10 protein-coding genes and 3 rRNA genes are annotated in these 21,903 nt (G+C 68.0%); 8 read left to right on the top strand and 5 right to left on the bottom strand.

Annotated features, from left to right (window positions below; genetic code table 11):
* The first annotated feature begins 172 nt into the window (after positions 1-172).
* The gene (locus EJ357_RS21610) at positions 173-3,610 is read left to right on the top strand and encodes an AfsR/SARP family transcriptional regulator (RefSeq protein WP_126393245.1); all 3,438 of its coding nucleotides are present in this window, start codon (positions 173-175) and stop codon (positions 3,608-3,610) included.
* A gap of 62 nt (positions 3,611-3,672) precedes the next feature.
* On the opposite strand, the gene EJ357_RS21605 is transcribed toward EJ357_RS21610, so the two are convergent.
* Both EJ357_RS21605 and EJ357_RS21600 read right to left on the bottom strand, forming a co-directional pair.
* A complete protein-coding gene (locus EJ357_RS21605) occupies positions 3,673-5,628 on the bottom strand; it encodes a sigma-70 family RNA polymerase sigma factor (RefSeq protein WP_126393244.1) in 1,956 nt (651 codons plus the stop codon).
* 323 nt (positions 5,629-5,951) lie between these two features.
* Complete coding sequence (locus EJ357_RS21600; protein ID WP_126393243.1) at positions 5,952-6,722, bottom strand: TetR/AcrR family transcriptional regulator; 771 nt, start codon at positions 6,720-6,722, stop codon at positions 5,952-5,954.
* Between the two features lie 385 nt (positions 6,723-7,107).
* Here EJ357_RS21600 and EJ357_RS21595 point away from each other — a divergent pair, with 385 nt between their 5' ends.
* Together EJ357_RS21595 and EJ357_RS21590 are read left to right on the top strand one after the other, a co-directional pair.
* Complete coding sequence (locus EJ357_RS21595) at positions 7,108-8,487, top strand: NAD(P)/FAD-dependent oxidoreductase (protein ID WP_126393242.1); 1,380 nt, start codon at positions 7,108-7,110, stop codon at positions 8,485-8,487.
* A 239-nt stretch (positions 8,488-8,726) separates the two neighbouring features.
* Positions 8,727-10,406 (top strand): ATP-binding SpoIIE family protein phosphatase, encoded by a 1,680-nt coding sequence (locus EJ357_RS21590; protein WP_126393241.1) that lies wholly within the window; start codon positions 8,727-8,729, stop codon positions 10,404-10,406.
* Between the two features lie 127 nt (positions 10,407-10,533).
* On the opposite strand, the gene EJ357_RS21580 is transcribed toward EJ357_RS21590, so the two are convergent.
* Entirely contained in the window at positions 10,534-11,796 is a 1,263-nt protein-coding gene (locus EJ357_RS21580; RefSeq protein WP_175647835.1) for an MFS transporter, read from the bottom strand.
* 134 nt (positions 11,797-11,930) lie between these two features.
* On the opposite strand from EJ357_RS21580, the gene EJ357_RS21575 reads away from it, so the two are divergent.
* From EJ357_RS21575 to EJ357_RS21550, 5 genes are all read left to right on the top strand, one after another.
* Positions 11,931-12,479 carry a MarR family winged helix-turn-helix transcriptional regulator gene (locus tag EJ357_RS21575; RefSeq protein ID WP_126393239.1) on the top strand — a complete coding sequence of 183 codons (549 nt, stop codon included), beginning with the start codon at positions 11,931-11,933 and terminating at the stop codon, positions 12,477-12,479.
* A 659-nt stretch (positions 12,480-13,138) separates the two neighbouring features.
* A 16S ribosomal RNA gene (locus EJ357_RS21565) occupies positions 13,139-14,664 on the top strand.
* Between the two features lie 317 nt (positions 14,665-14,981).
* Positions 14,982-18,103: ribosomal RNA gene (locus tag EJ357_RS21560) — 23S ribosomal RNA — on the top strand.
* A 93-nt stretch (positions 18,104-18,196) separates the two neighbouring features.
* Positions 18,197-18,313: ribosomal RNA gene (rrf, locus tag EJ357_RS21555) — 5S ribosomal RNA — on the top strand.
* Together the 16S, 23S and 5S rRNA genes form the textbook arrangement of a ribosomal RNA operon.
* 70 nt (positions 18,314-18,383) lie before the next feature.
* Positions 18,384-18,929 (top strand): GNAT family N-acetyltransferase, encoded by a 546-nt coding sequence (locus EJ357_RS21550; RefSeq protein ID WP_126393238.1) that lies wholly within the window; start codon positions 18,384-18,386, stop codon positions 18,927-18,929.
* A 4-nt stretch (positions 18,930-18,933) separates the two neighbouring features.
* Here EJ357_RS21550 and EJ357_RS21545 read toward each other — a convergent pair whose 3' ends face one another.
* Both EJ357_RS21545 and EJ357_RS21540 read right to left on the bottom strand, forming a co-directional pair.
* On the bottom strand, positions 18,934-20,481 hold the full coding sequence (locus EJ357_RS21545; protein WP_126393237.1) for a type IV secretory system conjugative DNA transfer family protein: 1,548 nt from the start codon (positions 20,479-20,481) through the stop codon (positions 18,934-18,936).
* 8 nt (positions 20,482-20,489) lie between these two features.
* On the bottom strand, positions 20,490-21,899 hold the full coding sequence (locus tag EJ357_RS21540; RefSeq protein ID WP_126393236.1) for an ATP-binding protein: 1,410 nt from the start codon (positions 21,897-21,899) through the stop codon (positions 20,490-20,492).
* Positions 21,900-21,903: the final 4 nt, after the last annotated feature.

Below are 21,903 nucleotides of genomic sequence, written 5' to 3'. Positions count from 1 at the left end.
GCGCAGCCCCCAGAAGGGCCCGGGGTCGAAGGGGCGGAGCCCCTGGAGGACGGGACGGGTAGGGGCGGCGGGGGCGAAACCCCTCCCGCCGCGCCGAACGGCCACCTCACCCACGACACCCGACGCCGACAAAACCCGTGCCCCCAACATCCACCCCCGCGACAATGACCCGGTGCGGTACAGAATCCTGGGCGTCACCCAGGCCGAAGACGACCAGGGCACCGTCGTACCCATCGGCGGCCCCCGCCTCCGCGCCCTGCTCACGTCCCTCACCCTGCGCCCCGGCCACATCACCACCCCCGACACCCTGATCGACGAGGTCTGGGCCGGCGCCCCGCCCCAGGACGCCCCCGCCGCCCTCCAGGCCCTGATCGCCCGCCTGCGCCGCACCCTCGGCAAGGACACCGTCACCTCCGCCCCCGGCGGCTACCGCCTCACGGCAGCACACGACGACGTGGACCTGTTCGTCTTCGAACGCCTCGTACACGAGGGCACCGCGGCCCTCGGCCGAGGCGACCCGTCCTCCGCCGCCCGGACCCTCACCACCGCCCTCGCCCTGTGGCGCGGCCCGGCCCTCGCAGACCTCCCCGACCGCACCGCCGCCGCCACCCGCCCGGAGGCCCTGCGCCTGGAGGCGACCCGAGCCCGCATCGAGGCGGACCTACGACTCGGCCGCGCCCACGCCGCCGTACCGGAACTCCGGGAACTGACCACCACGCACCCGTACGACGAACCACTGCACGCCCTGCTCATCCGCGCCCTGCGCGACACGGCCCGCCCCGCGGACGCCCTGGCCGCGTACGAAACGGCCCGCCGCACCCTGGCCGAAGGCCTGGGAACGGACCCCGGCCCGCAGCTCCGCGCCCTGCACACCGACCTGCTGACACCGGCGCCCGTCGAGACAAGTACGCAGCCGTCCCTTGCTGCGAAACCCCAACCGCAGCCCAGCCAACCGCAGCCCAGCCAACCGCAGCCCAGCCAACAGACCCCACACCACCCGCACCCCTCTCACCGCCCACACCCCTCTCTCCACCCGCACCCCCCACTCCACGCACACCCCCCTGTCCACCCCGAACGCAACGGCAACCTCCGCCCCCGCCTTACCTCTTTCGTGGGCCGGGAACTCGAACTCCACGCCATCCGTTCCGAATTGCACAGGGCCAGACTGGTCACGCTCACCGGACCGGGCGGCTCTGGAAAGACCCGCCTCGCCGAGGAAGCCGCCGCCGGGCTCCCACAGGCATGGCTGGTCGAGCTCGCCCCGCTCGACCACCCGGAGGCGGTGCCAGGCGCGGTGGTCAGCGCGCTCGGTCTGCGCGAGACCGTGCTCAAGACCACCGAACTGACGGCCCCGCAGGACGACCCGCTCGCCCTGCTGATCGAGTACTGCGCCCCGCGCAGCCAACTCCTGATCCTTGACAACTGCGAACATGTCATCGGCGCGGCCGCCGCCCTCGCCGAGAACCTCCTCACCCGCTGCCCGGGCCTCACCGTCCTCGCCACCAGCCGCGAACCCCTGGGCGTCCCCGGCGAGTCGGTGCGTCCGGTCGAGCCCCTGCTCCCCGACCAGGCGCACCGCCTCTTCGCGGAGCGCGCGGCGGCGGTCCGCCCCGACGCCGCCGCCGTGCTGCGCGACGCGCGCGAGGAGGGTGCCGTCGCGGAGATCTGCCGCCGCCTCGACGGACTGCCCCTCGCCATCGAGCTGGCGGCGGCCCGGCTACGGCTGCTCACACCTCGCCAGATCGCCGACCGCCTCGACGACCGCTTCCGCCTCCTCACCTCCGGAAGCCGCACGGTCCTGCCCCGCCAGCAGACCCTGCGCGCCGTCGTCGACTGGTCCTGGGAGCTGCTCGACGAGCGGGAGCGGACGGTGCTGCGCGAGGTGTCCGTCTTCGCGGGCGGCTGGGACCTCACGGCGGCGGAGGCCGTGTGCACCGGCCCGGCCGCCGACCTCATCGGCGCGCTCGTCGACAAGTCCCTGATCGTGGCCACCCCGTGCGAGCGGGACGGCTCAGACGGCATGCGGTACCGCATGCTGGAGACCATCCACGAATACGCCGTCGAGCGCGCCACCGAGGCTCCCGAGCTGCTCCTCGCCGCCGAGCGCCGGCACCGCGCATGGGTGCGCGCCCTCGTCGAGGAGGCCGACCCGCTGCTGCGCTCCGCCCGCCAACTCCCGTGGATATCCCGCCTGGAGACGGAGCTGGACAACATCCGGGCGGCCCTCGACCGCGCCCTCACGGCAGGCGACGAAGCGGACGCCACGTCCATCGCCCTCGCCATGGGCTGGTTCTGGTGGCTGCGCAACTACCGCGTCGAGGGCGCGGCTTGGATCGACCGGATCCTGCGCCTGTGCGCCTCCCTGGATGCCGCCGCCCTCGGTGCCGCCCCCGCGGCCGACCCCGTGGACGCCTTCCTCTCCGCCCCGGAAGGCCAGGCACACCACCCACGGCACGCACCCCGGATGAGTCTGCGCATGCTGCATCTGTTCCTCGCCATCGAATTCGAACCGGTGGAGCACTGGCGGGAGGAACGACTGAAACGGTACGTCGAGCGGATGCGGGCCCACTTCGCGCGGGGCGGCCCCGAATCTGCCCGCCTCCCGGGCCTGGTCTGGCCGTTGACCCACTACATGCTGGGTGAGACGGCGAACGCCGGGCCTGTCATGGACGCCGTGCTGGCCAACTGCCGTGCGCACGGCGGCGACTGGGAGGTCGGCTGCATCCTGATGTTCCGCACACACATGCTGGTCGACTCACCGGGCGGCTTGGCGAACGTCGACGTCGGCCTCGCGGAGCTGCGGAGCCTCAGCCGCCGGGCCGGCGACCGGTGGATGCGGGCCCAGGTGTGCAGCGCGGTCGGCGAGACGGCCATGCTGCGCAGCCGCTTCGAGGAGGCCAGGGGCGAGTTCGAGGAGGCGCTGCGCCTCGCCCACGAGGTGGGCGCGTACGCCGAGACGCCCTTCCTCATCGCCCGGCTCGCCGAGATCGCCTATCGCTCGGGCGACCGTACGGCCGCCGTGGCCGCGCTGGACGAGGCGAGCGCCGCGGCCGACCGGTACGGCGTGGCGGACTCCCGGGCGTTCGTCCTGCTGATGCGGGCCCAGATCGCGCTGGACGACAAGGACACCGCACGCGCGCGTGAGCTGTGTGAGGCGGCCCGCGTGGAGACCGGGCGCGCCACGCCACCGCCCCAGTTCCTCGCGATGCTGAACGCGGTCGACGCCCTGACGGTGACGGCGGAGTCGGGTCCGACCCACGGACTGCCCCGCCTGGCCGCCACCCTGCGCATGGCCGTGGAGAACCGCTGTTCCGACGTGATCACGGCGACCCTCGCGGATGGCGCGGCGGAGCTGCTGACCCGCCTCGGCGACCATCCGCGCGCGGTCCGCCTGCTCGCCGCCTCGGAGCACTGGCGCGGTGGCCATCCGCGCCTCCTGCCGGAGCGCACGTACGCCGAGCGGGCCGAGTCCGCCGCCCGCACCGCCCTGGGAGCCGAGCGGTTCACCGCCGAGCACACCCGGGGCACCGCCCTCACCTACGACGACGTCCTGCGCGAACTCGACGAGGCCGTGCGCGACCTCCACGTCCCGGCCGAACGGGCGCCCTGAACCCGAGAGCCGCCTGAACGCCCCTACACGCGGCGGAACCCGCTGTACGCGGCTGAACGCAGCTACACGCAGCTGAACTTCGACTCCGCCCAGTCCGCCAGCATCAGGGTGTCGACGGTGCTGTGCGGCTCGACCACCAGCCGTACGGTCTCGCGCCCGGCGAGGTTCACATGGACGGGCACCGCCGCGTCCCCGCCCTTGAGCACTCCGGACCGCCACAGGCGGACGCCGTCGGCATGGACCGAGAAGGAGAACCTGCCGAGCCCCAGCGCGGTGTCGTCGACGCCGACCAGCGCGTCGTAGGCCGAGCACTCCCGGTTGAGGTCGATGACGACGGAGGACCGGCCGTGCACGGTGACGCCGTGCGAGTACCGCTTGTCGGCGATCGAGACGCCGTACCGCTGCCACACCCAGCTGCTCTCGCCGATCCGGATCTCGGGTGCGCTGCCGTCGCCGGCGACGTCGTACGACAGCTCGCTCAGCTGGTAGACGACCGGGGCGGGCGGGGGAGTCGGAGTCGGAGTCGGCGTGGGCGGCGTAGGGGTGGGGGTAGGTGTCGGCGTCGCGGAGGGCGTGGGCGTCTGACCGGGCGTGCGGGTGGGCGTCGGGGCCGGGGTGGGTGTCGGGGCCGGCTTCGGCTTCGCGGCCGGGACGATCGCCGGCGGCTGCGGGGCGGGCTCCTTCTCCGACGGCTCGGGCGTCGGCGTCTCCTCGACGATGGGGGAGGGCACGGGGGGCTGTTTGGCGTCCTCCTTGTGGGCCGGCCGGTCGTTGCCGGCCAGCGTGAGCACGATCGCCGCCGCCACGCCCACGGCGACCACACCGGCCGCGATACCGGCCTTCAGCGGAGCGCCCAGCCCTTCGGAGGCCGCCGCACCGCCCCCGGCACCCGCCCCGCCGGACGAACTGCCGCCCGCCGCGGCCGCGCCTGCCGCCGCACTGCTCGACGAACCGCCGCTCGCCGCCGCGGCACCGGCCGCACCCGCCCCGGCACCACCGGCGATGAGCCCGGCCACCTTGGCGTACCCGGCGGCGCCGAACCAGCCGATGACCGCGACCGGCACGACGGCCGGGATACCGCTGGCGACTTCCTTGATCTGGCCCGCGGCCAGCCGGCACTTGGCGCACTCCTCCAGGTGCTTGCGCAGCCCCCGCTCGGCACGGGCGCGCAGGCTGCCGCGGGCGTAGGCCCCGAGCCGGTCGGCGTAGCGGGCGCACCCCTCGTCGCCGACGAGGCTGGCGCTGACGTGGGCCTGCAGATAGGCCTGCTTGAGGCCTTCGCGGGCACGGCTGGCGAGCACGCGCGTGCCGTTGGCGTCGAGCCCGAAGAGCGTGGCCACCTCGCTCGGCGACTCGTCCTCGACCTCGGTGTGCCACAGCACCGCCTGCCAGCGCTCCGGCAGCGACCGGAAGGCCTGCATGGCCAGGGACTGCTCGGCCTCGTGCATCGCCCGCACATCGGCGCCCAGGTCCAAGGTGTCGTCGTCCGAGACCTCGGACACGCGCGCGGACTGCGCGGCGAACACCGCGAAGTCGTCGACCAGTTGCTCGCGCCGAGCAGACCTCGTCCAGTCCGCGGCGGCCCGCCGGATCGAGGTGAGCAGATACGCGCGTACGGCGTGCTCGGGACCGGAGCCGCCGCGCACCGCCTGGAGCATGCGGGCGAAGACCTCGGCCGTGAGGTCGTCCGCGGTGTGGGTGTCACGGCAGCAGGTGCGCGCGTACCGGCGCACCGCTTCCGCGTGGCGCCGGTACAACTCCTCGTACGCGCCGTCATCGCCGGCGCGCATCCGCCCGATCAGGTCGGCGTCCGACGGCGGCAGGTCGCGCGGCGTGGGCAACGCGCCGTCCTCGCGCCGGTCGCGCTGTGCCGGGACACTGCCTTCCGCGCGCGCCTTTCGACGGCTCTCGGCGGGGCCGCCGCCCAGCGGCAGATCCGCCCGTCCGCCCTGACTCGGCACCTGCGGAGTCGCCGAGTCACCGTCACCGCGTGACTCGTCCCACCCGTCACTGCTCATCGCGGAAAGCCCCCGCCGCCAGCTCTACCAGTCCCGGACACCGGGTCAGGGTGCCATATGGGCTTTTGGTCAGGCCCCACCTGTACGGACATCCACCCATCCGTGGGGACTTCCAGCACCGTAGTGCTACCTCTCGCCCATGTGGGAAACGCTCAAAGAACCTTCACAGGACGAAAGTTGACCATGAGGCCGGAAATGTCTGGCTTGTTCCGTGACGGTGTTCGAGGCGAGGGCGGCGCAGCACCCCGCCTCTCGGACACCTGCCTGGTCAGCGTCTTGGTCGCTCTCCTGGTCACCGAGCCACGACGGTCACCTCGGCCGGCTCACGACTGAGGCCGCGACCGCAGTCCCTCCAGCAGGATGTCCAGCAGTCGCGACGAGGCCGCCGCCTGCTGCGCCGCATCCGGCAGCGAGGGCGCCGCCGTCGCGATCACCAGCAGGACGTCCGACACCGACACGTCGGCCCGCAGTTCACCCGCCGCGCGCGCCCGCTCCACGAGCTGGCCCACCACGTCGAGCAGCGCCGCCGCCCCCGCGTCGTCCGCGGGCACCGCCGTGGACTGCTCGGGCACCAGCCGCAGCTCACCCGCGCCCGGCTGCGTCCGCTGCTGCGGCACCCGGGCCTCGTCGACCCCGGCACCGTCCTCGGCGACCCCGACCCGCAGCACCTGCGGCGGCAGCAGCCGACCCGCGCCCGACGCCACCGAAGTGCGCAGGAAGCGCGAGAGCGCCGACCACGGCTCGTCCTCCTGGCCGAGCGCCGCACGTGCCTGGTCGGTCAGCCGGGAGGTCTCCTCCTCGGCTATCCGCCGCACCAGGACGTCCTTGCTCGGGAAGCGCCGGTACACCGTCCCGACGCCGACCCGCGCGCGCCGCGCCACGTCCTCCATCGGCGCGCCGTACCCCAGCTCGCCGAAGACCTCGCGCGCCGCACGCAGCACGTGCTCCAGATTGCGCTGTGCGTCCACGCGCAGCGGCGTCGTACGCGCATCCGCGCGTCCGTTGCCCGCCGCCGCGCTCATCGTGCCGCCCACCGCTCCGCCGCCCGATGCGATGGCGGATGCGGAAGACCATCGAGAATCCTGAACATGCATAAGCGATCCCCCGGTAATGACGTCTCCCCCCGGAGACACTCCCCGTCATTGCAAAGCCGGAGCGTCGCGGAACCAGCCCGGACAACGAGCCCGCCGTGTGTGACTCACGGACCCGAAGAGCGCATCCCCCTACACCCCGTCGACACAAGAACATAGTTGAGCGAGGGTCAATTCAGAAGGGGCACGTTCCGCACGGAGCGCCCCTCGATCGGAGTACGCGTCGTTTACGTCCCGATTAAGCCACCTGTGATGCCCCGGCGCACACCCTCTGACCTGCGATGTTTCCGCGCACTCCGGCAAATCGGCCAAACCGTGAGGTCGACGGCCTCCGGTCACACAAATTGTCGAGCCTGTGGACAAACGCAAGCGTCGGGTGCGTCATGGGATGGTGAAGGAACGTGCGCGCATTCTCGTTGTCGGCGGCGGCTACGTCGGGATGTACACGGCCCTGCGTCTTCAACGGAGGCTGAAACAGGAACTCGGCCGGGGCGAAGCCGAGATCACCGTCGTCACCCCCGACCCGTACATGACCTATCAGCCGTTCCTCCCGGAGGCGGCCGCCGGCTCCATCTCCCCGCGCCACGTGGTCGTACCGCTGCGCCGCGTCCTGTCCCAGTGCCGGGTCATCATCGGCGAGGCCACGGCCATCGACCACGCCAAGCGCACCGCGACCCTGAGCACCCTCGCCTCCGAGGAGGAGGGCACCGGCACCGAACAGCTGTCGTACGACGAACTCGTCCTCGCCCCCGGTTCCGTCTCGCGCACGCTCCCGATCCCCGGGCTCGCCGACCACGCCATCGGCTTCAAGACCGTGGAGGAGGCCATCGGCCTGCGCAACCACGTCATCGAGCAGATGGACATCGCCTCCTCCACCCGCGACCCCGCGATCCGCGACGCCGCCCTCACCTTCGTCTTCGTAGGCGGCGGCTACGCGGGCGTGGAGGCGCTCGGCGAACTCGAGGACATGGCCCGCTACGCCACGCGCTACTACCACAACGTCCGGCCCGAGGACATGAAGTGGATCCTCGTCGAGGCCTCCGACCGCATCCTGCCCGAGGTCGGCGAGGACATGGGCCGCTACACCGTGACCGAACTGCGCCGCCGCAACATCGACGTACGCCTGCACACCCGCCTGGAGTCCTGCGCGGACCGCGTCGCCGTCCTCAGCGACGGCGCCCGCTTCCCGACCCGTACGGTCGTCTGGACGGCCGGCGTCAAACCCCACCCGATCCTCGCCGCGACCGACCTGCCACGCAATGAGCGCGGCAGGCTGAAGTGCACTCCCGAGCTGACGATCGAGGGCACCACGCACGCGTGGGCCGCGGGAGACGCCGCCGCCGTCCCCGATGTCACCGCTGGCGCACCCGGCAAGGAGTGCGCCCCCAACGCGCAGCACGCACTGCGCCAGGCGAAGACGCTCGGCGACAACATCGCCCACGCCCTGCGCGGCGAACCCCTGGAGGCCTACGCCCACAAGTACGCGGGTTCGGTCGCCTCCCTCGGCTTCCACCAGGGCGTCGCACACGTCTACGGACGCAAGCTGAAGGGCTACCCTGCCTGGTTCATGCACCGCGTCTACCACCTCAGCAGGGTGCCGACCTTCAACCGCAAGGCCCGCGTTCTGGCCGAGTGGACACTGTCGGGGCTCTTCAAGAGGGAGGTCGTCTCCCTCGGATCGCTCGAACATCCCCGAGCGGAGTTCGAACTCGCGGCCGGTGGAAAGCATCACCTCAACCGGGGAGACGACACGAAGGGGTCGTCCTGACCGGACCCAGGAACTCCACCGACGGGGCAGGCGTCTGACGGGTGTCGGCCAGGTCGGCCGCACTGCCAGACTGATCCCCGAACCGATCCCGACCCTGGACGACCTTGGACGGGCACCCGCCCGCCCTTCGACCCACGAGGCTCCCCCACAGTGCTGCATTCCCGGGGTGCCATTGCCGCCCCTCAGACCCCAGGCCGGGTCCGGAGCCGGCCGAAGACGACGACACGAGGCAAGGATTCGTGAACTTCACGCGCTGGAGCGCCCGGCTCCCCGGAACGCAGCGCCGCGCCGCAGCGCGGACCGAAACCGCGGCGGCGGTCACCCAGGAACGCCGGGGAGAGAGCCCGGGCGCCGTCCCGGCGGCCCGCGCCGAACACCTCACCGACGAGGCCAAGCCGATCCCCGCCCTGGACGAACTGCCGGTCCGCGAGGTCCTCGACCGCGTCCCGTCCCTGGTCGCCCTCGTCCACGGCTCCGACCACCGTCTGGCGTACGTCAACGACGCGTACGTGGCGGCCTTCGGCGCACGCCCCCCGGGTGAACCGGCCCGCGAGGCCCTCCCCGAGCTGGCCGAACTGGGCCTGCTCCCGCTCCTCGACCAGGTCCAGCGCAGCGGCAAGCCCCGCACCCTCAAGTCCCGCAAGGCCCCCGACGGCCGCTCGTACACCTTCACCTGTACCCCCGTCATGGAGGGCGACGGCAGCGGCAGCGGAGTCCTCGTGTTCGCCACCGACGTCACCGACCACGCGGAAGCCGCCGAACGCCTCCGCGCCAGCGAACGCCGCCAACGCGAAACGGCCGTCACCCTCCAGCGCTCCCTCCTCCCCCAGGAGCTCGAGGAACCGGACGACCTGCGCATCGCCGCCACCTACCACCCAGGCGGCACGGAGGCCGCGGTCGGCGGCGACTGGTACGACGTGATCACCCTGGGCGGCGGCCGCACGGCCCTGGTGATCGGCGACGTGATGGGCAGAGGGGTACGCGCGGCGGCGGTGATGGGCCAACTCCGTACGGCGGTGAGGGCGTACGCCCGTCTGGACCTCCCCCCGCACGAGGTCCTCCAGCTCCTGGACGGCCTGGCCACGGAGATCGACGCCAACCAGATCGCCACCTGCGTCTACGCCATTCACGACCCGAACGAGGGCCGCCTGGTGTACGCCTCCGCCGGCCACCTCCCCATCCTGGTCCGCGACGAGAACGGCGCGGTCCAGCGCGCCGACGAACCCACCGGCCCGCCCCTCGGCACGGGCGGCTGGATGCACGCGTCCGGCTCGATCGCCCTGAGCCCCGGCTCCACGGCGGTCCTCTACACCGACGGCCTGGTCGAACGCCGTGACGAGGACCTGGACGAGGGCATCGCCTCCCTGGAGCGCGCCCTGGCCGGCGCGACCGGCACCCCGCAGGTGGTCTGCGACCGCCTGGTCCGCACAGCGGGCGTCACCGCCGACCACGACGACGACGTAGCGGTCCTCGTCCTCCAGCACCCGGCCCGCACGGGCCCCGACAGCGACCTCTTCCGCAACGCCGCCCTGGAGCTCCTGGGCGGAGTGGAAGCGGCCCCCCGCGCGCGTGCCTTCGCCTCCGGCGTCCTGACGAGCTGGCGTTTCCCACAGGACCTGCACGACCTGGGCGTCCTGGCCACCAGCGAACTGGTGGCGAACTCCCTCCAGCACGGCACCCCACCCATGCGCCTGCGCCTGCGCCGCACCGACCGCCGCCTGATCATCGAGGTCACCGACGGCGACGACCACCTCCCCCGACGCCGCCGAGCCGAACCGGCCGACGAGTCGGGCCGAGGCATCGCCATCGTCGCCACCATCGCCTCCGCATGGGGCTCACGGCGGACCCCAGGCGGCGGAAAGGCGGTCTGGTGCGAGTTCGCACTACCGAAGGCAGCCGTGGACACCTCGAGAACCTGACGGGAAGGCCGGCGTGTTTCAGCCCGTCCGGCGTTTGAGGACGAGGCCCCTTCAGGGCCGAAGCGGGGGTGTGGGGGCGGCAGCCCCCAGGGACGGGACGGGTAGGGGCGGCGGGGGCGAGAAAAACTCAGGCGTGCGCCCGAGCCTGCCCGCTGGCCGACGCACTCCCCTGCGCCACCACCCGGCTCTTCGCCAGCCACGGCTGATCCTGCACGGCGGTGAGCTGACGCCCCATCCGCAACGCAAGCCACGTGATCCCCAACGAGAACCCCAAGAACGTCACGACATACGGCCCGTGCAGAGCCGCCCCCATGGGCCCACCCACCGCCGGCCCAACAGCCAGCGCAAGCTGCTTCACCAGGGCGAACGCAGAGTTGTACTGCCCAGCCATCCCCTCCGGCGCCAAGTCCGCCACCAGCGGAGCAACCGTCGGAGACAACATCGCCTCACCCAGCCCGAACAGCGCGTACGTCGAGACGAAGGCCGCCGTAGCCATCTCCTGGCTACCGTGCCCCAGCCCGGCATACCCCGCCGCGACCCACGCCACGGCCCAGATCAACCCCACAGCGGCGATGACCCGCGACCGCCTCCGCCGCTCGACGAACTTCAGCACCGCGAACTGTGCCACCACGATCATCGCGGTGTTCGCCGCCAGCGCGGTCCCGAGCGCGGACGTGGAGACCCCGGCCGCCTCGACCCCGTACGCACTGAGCCCCGACTCGAACTGCCCGTAGCAAGCGAAGAACAGCACGAAGCCCAGCACACACAGCTGCACCATCGCCCGGTTCCCGAGCAGCTGCTTCCAGCTCCCCTTCGCGCCCCCCGGCGCCCCCTCGATCCGAGGCGCCCGCGGCATCCGCACCGTCGACATCACCACGACGAGCAGCAGGAACATCGCCGCCTCGATCGCGAACAGCACAGTGAAGGACGAGACGCTCGACGTGTCGACGAGATGGCCACCGATCAGCCCACCGACGCCCAGCCCCAGGTTCTGCAGAAAGAACTGCGTCGCGAACGCCCGCGACCGGGTCTCCGCGCTGGAGCAGTCCACGATCATCGTCGCGAGCGCCGGCTGCATCACGGCCTGCCCCGCCCCGAGCGCGGCCGCCGACAGCAGCACGGCCGCCGCACTCCCCGCGAGCCCCAGGCTCAGCGCCCCGAGCGCGGCGGTGACCAGGGCGGCGAGCAGCACCGGCAGCGGGCCCCGCCGGACGATCGCCCGCCCGGCGAACGGAAGCACGACCAGCGCGGCCACGGCGAAGACGGCGAGGACGAGCCCCGCCGTCATGGAACCCAGCCCCCGCACCTGCGCCACATAGACGTACAGGTAGGGGACCGTGAAACCGAGCCCGAACGCGCTGAGTGCATTGCCCACGTGGATCCGGCGCATCGCTGCGCCCATCGCCCTGGTCACGTTCACCTCTCCTCATATGCAGACCTGAAGACTTCAAAGCTAAACTTCGAAGCTAAAGAGTACACAGAGAAGGACTTCAACGCCAAGCAGGCCCATGCCATACTCGGCCCATGGGTGACACCCCCGGCGCCAGTGAGCCGACACTCGAAGAACAGATCGCCGCCTACCAGCGCGAGTTCCAGGACCTCGACCCCCAGGTCGAGAAGATCGTCTCGGCGCTGTCCCGCCTGAACCGCCGCATGAACGTCGCCTACGGCCGCCAGACCGCCGCCCTCGGCATCAGCAGCGCCGACTGGGAGGTCCTCAAGGCCCTCGTCCTCTCCGGCGCCCCCTACCGCATGGGCCCAAGCGACCTCGCGAAGCGCCTCGGACTCACCCCGGCCGCCATGACCCATCGCATCGACCGCATGGTCGCCGAGGGTCTGGTCACCCGGGAGCGCGACGAGTCCAACCGCGTCCGCGTCATCGTCGAGCTGACCGTCGAGGGTCGCGAGAAGTGGCTCGAGGCGATGCGCCTCGCGTCCGTCTTCGAGGAAGACCTCCTGCAGGACCTCTCCGCGGAAGAGCGCACCACCCTCGGCGAAGTCCTCACCCGCCTGCTCCGCCGGGTGGAACACGCCCAGCCGGACGCCGGCGGACGCCTCAGCGACCTGGACTGATGCGAGGTCGCCCCGGACAGCAAAAGATCTTGACAGGGGATGCTTGACAGCCCTCTGCCCGATCCGTAAAGTTCTTCGGGTTGCCGCCGAGCCGTAACGGTTCTGCGACAGCACCTCCCGCCGCGTGAGCGGCAACTCAAACCACCAGCACGATCTCCCCGCGGGGTTGATTTCGGCATGCCCGAATTCAATTCGAATTGGGGCTCGGCGGCCCGATTGGGAATCGCCGAGAGGATCCGCTAAGGTTTGAGACGTCGGAACGGCCCAACAGCCGCAAAGACAAGCCCGCCTGACCGGGAATCAGCTCCGAAAGGATCTGATAGAGTCGGAACCGCCGGAAAGGGAAACGCGAGAGCGGAAACCTGGAAAGCACCGAGGAAATCGGATCGAGAAAAGATCTGATAGAGTCGGAAACGCAAGACCGAAGGGAAGCGCCCGGAGGAAAGCCCGAGAGGGCGAGTACAAAGGAAGCGTCCGTTCCTTGAGAACTCAACAGCGTGCCAAAAATCAACGCCAGATATGTTGATACCCCGTCTCCGGCCATCACGGTCGGGACGAGGTTCCTTTGAAAAAACACAGCGAGGACGCTGTGAACGGTCGGGCCTATTCCGCTCGACTGTTCCGCTCTCGTGATGTGTCGTCCCGATTACGGGAAAACATTCACGGAGAGTTTGATCCTGGCTCAGGACGAACGCTGGCGGCGTGCTTAACACATGCAAGTCGAACGATGAACCACTTCGGTGGGGATTAGTGGCGAACGGGTGAGTAACACGTGGGCAATCTGCCCTTCACTCTGGGACAAGCCCTGGAAACGGGGTCTAATACCGGATATCACTCTCGCAGGCATCTGTGAGGGTTGAAAGCTCCGGCGGTGAAGGATGAGCCCGCGGCCTATCAGCTTGTTGGTGAGGTAATGGCTCACCAAGGCGACGACGGGTAGCCGGCCTGAGAGGGCGACCGGCCACACTGGGACTGAGACACGGCCCAGACTCCTACGGGAGGCAGCAGTGGGGAATATTGCACAATGGGCGAAAGCCTGATGCAGCGACGCCGCGTGAGGGATGACGGCCTTCGGGTTGTAAACCTCTTTCAGCAGGGAAGAAGCGAAAGTGACGGTACCTGCAGAAGAAGCGCCGGCTAACTACGTGCCAGCAGCCGCGGTAATACGTAGGGCGCAAGCGTTGTCCGGAATTATTGGGCGTAAAGAGCTCGTAGGCGGCTTGTCACGTCGGGTGTGAAAGCCCGGGGCTTAACCCCGGGTCTGCATTCGATACGGGCTAGCTAGAGTGTGGTAGGGGAGATCGGAATTCCTGGTGTAGCGGTGAAATGCGCAGATATCAGGAGGAACACCGGTGGCGAAGGCGGATCTCTGGGCCATTACTGACGCTGAGGAGCGAAAGCGTGGGGAGCGAACAGGATTAGATACCCTGGTAGTCCACGCCGTAAACGGTGGGAACTAGGTGTTGGCGACATTCCACGTCGTCGGTGCCGCAGCTAACGCATTAAGTTCCCCGCCTGGGGAGTACGGCCGCAAGGCTAAAACTCAAAGGAATTGACGGGGGCCCGCACAAGCAGCGGAGCATGTGGCTTAATTCGACGCAACGCGAAGAACCTTACCAAGGCTTGACATACACCGGAAACGGCCAGAGATGGTCGCCCCCTTGTGGTCGGTGTACAGGTGGTGCATGGCTGTCGTCAGCTCGTGTCGTGAGATGTTGGGTTAAGTCCCGCAACGAGCGCAACCCTTGTCCTGTGTTGCCAGCATGCCCTTCGGGGTGATGGGGACTCACAGGAGACCGCCGGGGTCAACTCGGAGGAAGGTGGGGACGACGTCAAGTCATCATGCCCCTTATGTCTTGGGCTGCACACGTGCTACAATGGCCGGTACAATGAGCTGCGAAACCGTGAGGTGGAGCGAATCTCAAAAAGCCGGTCTCAGTTCGGATTGGGGTCTGCAACTCGACCCCATGAAGTCGGAGTTGCTAGTAATCGCAGATCAGCATTGCTGCGGTGAATACGTTCCCGGGCCTTGTACACACCGCCCGTCACGTCACGAAAGTCGGTAACACCCGAAGCCGGTGGCCCAACCCCTTGTGGGAGGGAGCTGTCGAAGGTGGGACTGGCGATTGGGACGAAGTCGTAACAAGGTAGCCGTACCGGAAGGTGCGGCTGGATCACCTCCTTTCTAAGGAGCACTTCTTACCGAGCTCTTCGGGGCGAGGTCAGAGGCCAGTACATCAGCGAATGTCTGATGCTGGTTGCTCATGGGTGGAACGTTGATTATTCGGCCGGGTTTTCGGGTCGGAGGCTGCTAGTACTGCTCGCAAGAGCGTGGAACGCATGATCTCCGGACGGAGCCTGGCCGGGCACGCTGTTGGGTGTCTGAGGGTACGGCCGAATGCGGCTGCCTTCAGTGCCGGCCCCGGTGAAGCATCGCGTGAGTGGTGTGTGACGGGTGGCTGGTCGTTGTTTGAGAACTGCACAGTGGACGCGAGCATCTGTGGCCAAGTTTTTAAGGGCGCACGGTGGATGCCTTGGCACCAGGAACCGATGAAGGACGTGGGAGGCCACGATAGTCCCCGGGGAGTCGTCAACCAGGCTTTGATCCGGGGGTTTCCGAATGGGGAAACCCGGCAGTCGTCATGGGCTGTCACCCATACCTGAACACATAGGGTATGTGGAGGGAACGCGGGGAAGTGAAACATCTCAGTACCCGCAGGAAGAGAAAACAACCGTGATTCCGGGAGTAGTGGCGAGCGAAACTGGATGAGGCTAAACCGTATACGTGTGAGACCCGGCAGGGGTTGCGTATGCGGGGTTGTGGGATCTCTCTTCTGTCGTCTGCCGGCGACAGGACGAGTCAGAAACCGTTGATGTAGGCGAAGGACATGCGAAAGGTCCGGCGTAGAGGGTAAGACCCCCGTAGTCGAAACGTCAGCGGCTCGTTTGAGAGACACCCAAGTAGCACGGGGCCCGAGAAATCCCGTGTGAATCTGGCGGGACCACCCGCTAAGCCTAAATATTCCCTGGTGACCGATAGCGGATAGTACCGTGAGGGAATGGTGAAAAGTACCCCGGGAGGGGAGTGAAATAGTACCTGAAACCGTGTGCCTACAAGCCGTGGGAGCGTCGGATGGAAGCTTGCTTCCATCTCGTGACTGCGTGCCTTTTGAAGAATGAGCCTGCGAGTTTGCGGTGTGTTGCGAGGTTAACCCGTGTGGGGAAGCCGTAGCGAAAGCGAGTCCGAATAGGGCGATATAGTAGCGCGCTCAAGACCCGAAGCGGAGTGATCTAGCCATGGGCAGGTTGAAGCGGAGGTAAGACTTCGTGGAGGACCGAACCCACCAGGGTTGAAAACCTGGGGGATGACCTGTGGTTAGGGGTGAAAGGCCAATCAAACTCCGTGATAGCTGGTTCTCCCCGAAATGCATTTAGGTGCAGCGTCGTGTGTTTCTTGCCGGAGGTAGAGCACTGGATAGGCGATGGGCCCTACCGGGTTACTGACCTTAGCCAAACTCCGAATGCCGGTAAGTGAGAGCGCGGCAGTGAGACTGTGGGGGATAAGCTCCATGGTCGAGAGGGAAACAGCCCAGAGCATCGACTAAGGCCCCTAAGCGTACGCTAAGTGGGAAAGGATGTGGAGTCGCAGAGACAACCAGGAGGTTGGCTTAGAAGCAGCCACCCTTGAAAGAGTGCGTAATAGCTCACTGGTCTAGTGATTCCGCGCCGACAATGTAGCGGGGCTCAAGCGTACCGCCGAAGTCGTGTCATTGCGATATATACCCCCAACGGGGATCGTGATGGGTAGGGGAGCGTCGTGTGCCGGGTGAAGCCGCGCCGGAAGGCAGTGGTGGACGGTTCACGAGTGAGAATGCAGGCATGAGTAGCGATTCACACGTGAGAAACGTGTGCGCCGATTGACTAAGGGTTCCTGGGTCAAGCTGATCTGCCCAGGGTAAGTCGGGACCTAAGGCGAGGCCGACAGGCGTAGTCGATGGATAACCGGTTGATATTCCGGTACCCGCTGTGAAGCGTCAAACATCGAACCAGGCGATGCTAAGTCCGTGAAGCCGCCCTGGAGCCTTCGGGCAAAGGGGAGTGGTGGAGCCGACGGACCAGACTTGTAGTAGGTGAGTGATGGGGTGACGCAGGAAGGTAGTCCAGCCCGGGCGGTGGTTGTCCCGGGGTAAGGGTGTAGGCCGGTGTGTAGGTAAATCCGCACACCGTTAAGGCTGAGACCTGATGCCGAGCCGATTGTGGTGAAGTGGATGATCCTATGCTGTCGAGAAAAGCCTCTAGCGAGTTTCATGGCGGCCCGTACCCTAAACCGACTCAGGTGGTCAGGTAGAGAATACCGAGGCGTTCGGGTGAACTATGGTTAAGGAACTCGGCAAAATGCCCCCGTAACTTCGGGAGAAGGGGGGCCACACCTGGTGATGGCACTTGCTGCTTGAGCTGGGGGTGGCCGCAGAGACCAGCGAGAAGCGACTGTTTACTAAAAACACAGGTCCGTGCGAAGCCGTAAGGCGATGTATACGGACTGACGCCTGCCCGGTGCTGGAACGTTAAGGGGACCGGTTAGTCATGATTCGTCATGGCGAAGCTGAGAACTTAAGCGCCAGTAAACGGCGGTGGTAACTATAACCATCCTAAGGTAGCGAAATTCCTTGTCGGGTAAGTTCCGACCTGCACGAATGGCGTAACGACTTCTCGACTGTCTCAACCATAGGCCCGGTGAAATTGCACTACGAGTAAAGATGCTCGTTTCGCGCAGCAGGACGGAAAGACCCCGGGACCTTTACTACAGTTTGATATTGGTGTTCGGTTCGGCTTGTGTAGGATAGGTGGGAGACTGTGAAGCGGGCACGCCAGTGTTCGTGGAGTCGTCGTTGAAATACCACTCTGGTCGTGCTGGATGTCTAACCTGGGTCCGTGATCCGGATCAGGGACAGTGTCTGATGGGTAGTTTAACTGGGGCGGTTGCCTCCTAAAGGGTAACGGAGGCGCCCAAAGGTTCCCTCAGCCTGGTTGGCAATCAGGTGTTGAGTGTAAGTGCACAAGGGAGCTTGACTGTGAGACCGACGGGTCGAGCAGGGACGAAAGTCGGGACTAGTGATCCGGCGGTGGCTTGTGGAAGCGCCGTCGCTCAACGGATAAAAGGTACCCCGGGGATAACAGGCTGATCTTCCCCAAGAGTCCATATCGACGGGATGGTTTGGCACCTCGATGTCGGCTCGTCGCATCCTGGGGCTGGAGTCGGTCCCAAGGGTTGGGCTGTTCGCCCATTAAAGCGGTACGCGAGCTGGGTTTAGAACGTCGTGAGACAGTTCGGTCCCTATCCGCTGTGCGCGTAGGAGTCTTGAGAAGGGCTGTCCCTAGTACGAGAGGACCGGGACGGACGAACCTCTGGTGTGCCAGTTGTTCTGCCAAGGGCATGGCTGGTTGGCTACGTTCGGGAGGGATAACCGCTGAAAGCATCTAAGCGGGAAGCCTGCTTCGAGATGAGGACTCCCACCCACTTGATGGGGTAAGGCTCCCAGTAGACGACTGGGTTGATAGGCCGGATCTGGAAGCACCGTGAGGTGTGGAGGTGACCGGTACTAATAGGCCGAGGGCTTGTCCTCAGTTGCTCGCGTCCACTGTGTTGGTTCTGAAACCACGAACGGCCCCACGTTCCCATGGAGCGTGGTGCGGCATGTTTGACAGTTTCATAGTGTTTCGGTGGTTATAGCGTGAGGGAAACGCCCGGTTACATTCCGAACCCGGAAGCTAAGCCTTACAGCGCCGATGGTACTGCAGGGGGGACCCTGTGGGAGAGTAGGACGCCGCCGAACAAAATTTGAAGAAAACCCCCGTACCAATTATTGGTACGGGGGTTTTCTGCGTTCGGCTACGGTGGCTGGCATGAACTACAAGATCCGTTCCGTGCGCGCTGACGAATGGCCCTCTGCAAAGGCGCTACGGCTCGCCTCGTTGCAGGATCCCGTGGCGCATCTCGCCTTCCTGGAGAGCTACGAGGAGGCCTCGGCCCGCCCGGATTCCTACTGGCAGGAGCGGACCGCCCGTGGCGCCGACGGTGCGGCCGACGCGCAGCAACTCATCGCCGAGGGGCCGGACGGGGAATGGGTGGGAACGTTGACCGTGCTGATCGAGGAGCCCGGGGCGACGGACTGGGCCGGGTTTCCGATCGAGCGGAAGCAGGGGCATGTCGTCGCGGTGTTCATACGGCCCGAGCTCCGTGGCATCGGTCTGACCGAGGTGCTTTTCGATGCCGGTCTGGAGTGGGCGTGGGGGCGTGGTGTCGAGCGAGTGCGGCTCATCGTGCATGAGGAGAACGGTCGGGCCCAGGCCTTCTACCGCCGGGCGGGGTTCCAGCCGAGTGGACGGATCGTGCCGCTCGCGAAGCGCCCGGGTGAGGTGGAGTTGGAGTTCGTCCTGGAACGAGAGTGATCGGCTACACCGGGAGTTCGTCGTGCGGCCAGCGGGAGCGGGCCTGTTCCCGAGACCGGAGCAGGGCCAGGGTCGGCATACCCCGGTCCGCTCCGGTGGCCAGCAGCTCCGGGAGCTGGGGAAGCGGAGCCACGGCGGCGACGTCGTCCAGGACGAGCGTCATTGGTGGGTCGAGGCGACCGGAGGATGACCGTTCGGCCATGCGCCGGCCGCGCTCGACCACGCTTGCGGCGAGGGCCGTCAGGAGTGGCATGGCGCCCGGGTTGGCTCGGGGGTCCTCGATGGATTCACCCACCAGATAAAGCGTGCCCCCTTCGTGGACGAAGGAATCCAAGGTGAGGGCATCAGTTCGGTTTGGAGTGCAGGCTTCTCGGATGTTGACGGTGTGGAGGGCGGAGAGAGCCCGGGTCGTCAACTCCTGCGCCATGTCCCGGCGTTCGGGGTGGGCCGTGAGGGCGGCTTCGAGTTCGCCTGCCGCGCCGGGCGCTGCCTTCGGGTTCGTGCGGAGGGTTCGTACGGCGTCCTGGACCTGGGTGCCCTGGGACCAGCGGTGGACGTGGCGGATGGTGCGGCCGTCGATGGCCGCGGCGTGCAGGTAGCTGCGCAGGAGCGTTTCGGCCACCGCCGCGAGAGCCTGGTCCAGTTTGGCGGTGGGGCGGACCGGTGCGAGGAGGGCGGCGGCTCTCTCCGTTGCCGTTTGTCTGTCCTCGCAGCCCGTGGTGGGGGACCAGTGGAGGCGGGACGGGGTGTCGCAGAGGTGGGTGGGGTCGTAGAGGAGGACCGGGCCCAGTTTGGATCTGGCGTCCTTGGTCGCCTGCCAGAGGGCTGGGTTCGAGGTGACTACGAGGGCGGGGCCTTCCGCGTCGCGGACTGCCTGGGTCGCGGTCGCCTGGCGGCGCTCCCTCGGGGCCACGAGGAGCTTCTCCTGGGCGCTCGTCCGTTCGCCCAGCAGCAGGCCGTGGGGTTCCGGCTCGGGTTCCGCCTGAGGCCTCATGGGCTCCGCCTCCGTGCGCGGCGCGGGCACCTCGCCCTGGACCGGCGTAGGAGCCGCTCCTGAGCCCGAGAAGCCCCCTCCTGAGCCCGAGAAGCTCTCTCCGGAGCCCGATACGCCCGCCCCCGCGCCCGAGGGGCCCTGCTCCCCCGCACCCTCTGTCTTCGCCGCGCGCCGGCCCGCCCTGACGGCCCGCCACCTGGCCACCGTTCCCAGCACGAACACGGTCAGTACGACGAGGACCATCAACTGGCCGATGAACAAGCCCCAGAACAGTCCGTACCCCGACAGTTGGCCCGCCGGTGTGGAAGGCCAGGCGCCGGGGATGTCGTGGGGCTCCTCGATCAGGTAGCGCATGGCCAGTGGGGTGCGGGTGAAGGTGACTCCGGACGGCCAGGCGCCGTGGGCGAACAGGGCCGCCAGGCCCGTCGCCGTCCACACCAGCAGCGTCATGCCGAGGAGGAAGGCGAGTATGCCGATGAGCAGGCCGTCGGGGATGCCCCCTTGGCCTTCCCGGCTGCCGCGGCCGTCCCGGTGTTCCCGGCGGTCGTCCGGTCTCACGCTGCCCCCTACGCCACCGTCGATTCGGAGTCGCCCAGGTGTTGCTCCACGAAGGCCGCCGCCCGCTCCTCAGCCTCCAGTTCGGCGGCGCGCAGGGCGTCGTCGGTCAGGTCGCTGGCCGACTCGGTCATGGCGCGGTCGGTGAAGACCAGGGGGCGTTCGGTCTCGGTGACCAGGTGTTTGACGACCTGGACGTTGCCGTTGACGTCCCACACCGCGATGCCGGGGGTGAGGGTGGGGATGATCTCCACGGCCCAGCGCGGCAGGCCGAGTACCCGGCCCGTCGCCCTGGCCTCGTCGGCCTTCTGGGCGTAGATCGTCCTCGTGGACGCCATCTTCAGGATCGCGGCCGCCTCCTTCGCGGCCGCGCCGTCGACGACGTCCGAGAGGTGGTGGACGACGGCGACGAAGGACAGACCCAGGCGTCGGCCGAACTTCAGCAGGCGCTGGAAGAGTTGGGCCACGAACGGGCTGGCGATGATGTGCCAGGCCTCCTCGACCAGGAAGATGCGCTTCTTGCGGTCGGGGCGGATCCAGGTGTGCTCCAGCCAAACGCCGACGATCGCCATCAGGATCGGCATGGCGATGGAGTTGCGGTCGATGTGGGACAAATCGAACACAATGAGGGGCGCGTCCAGGTCGATACCGACCGTCGTGGGGCCGTCGAACATGCCCCTGAGGTCACCGTCGACCAGGCGGTCCAGCACCAGCGCCACGTCCAGGCCCCAGGCCCGTACGTCGTCTATGGCGACGTTCATCGCCTCGGCCGACTCCGGCTCGGGGTGCCGTAGCTGCTCGACGATGTCGGTCAGGACCGGCTGGCGTTCGATGATCGTTTCGTTGACGTAGGCGTGCGCGACCTTCAGGGCGAAGCCGGAGCGTTCGTCCAGGCCGTGGCCCATCGCGACCTCGATGATCGTGCGCAGCAGGGCCAGCTGGCCCGTCGTCGTGATCGACGGGTCGAGGGGGTTGAGGCGGATGCCGTGGTCCAGGGCGGCCATCGGGTCCAGGCGGATGGGGGTTATCCCCAGCTCCTGCGCGATGAGGTTCCACTCGCCGACCCCGTCCTCGCCCTGGGCGTCCAGGACGACGACCTGGCGGTCGCGGAAGCGCAGCTGTCGTAGGACGTACGTCTTCTCCAGCGCCGACTTGCCGTTGCCGGACTCGCCGAGGACCAGCCAGTGGGGGGCAGGGAGCTGCTGGCCGTAGAGCTGGAAGGGGTCGTAGATGTAGCCCTTTCCGGAGTACACCTCGCGGCCGATGATGACGCCCGAGTCGCCGAGGCCGGGGGCGGCGGTCGGGAGGTAGACCGCCTGGGCCTGGCCCGTCGACGTGCGCACCGGCAGCCGGGTCGTCTCGACCTTCCCGAAGAGGAAGGACGTGAAGGCGTCGGTGAGGACGGACAGCGGGTCCCGCATCAGG

It is taken from the genome of Streptomyces cyaneochromogenes (assembly GCF_003963535.1).
Classification (GTDB): Bacteria; Actinomycetota; Actinomycetes; order Streptomycetales; family Streptomycetaceae; genus Streptomyces; species Streptomyces shaanxiensis.
Note: the sequence above shows the minus strand (reverse complement) of the source record. Positions and strands in the feature narration are given on the sequence as shown.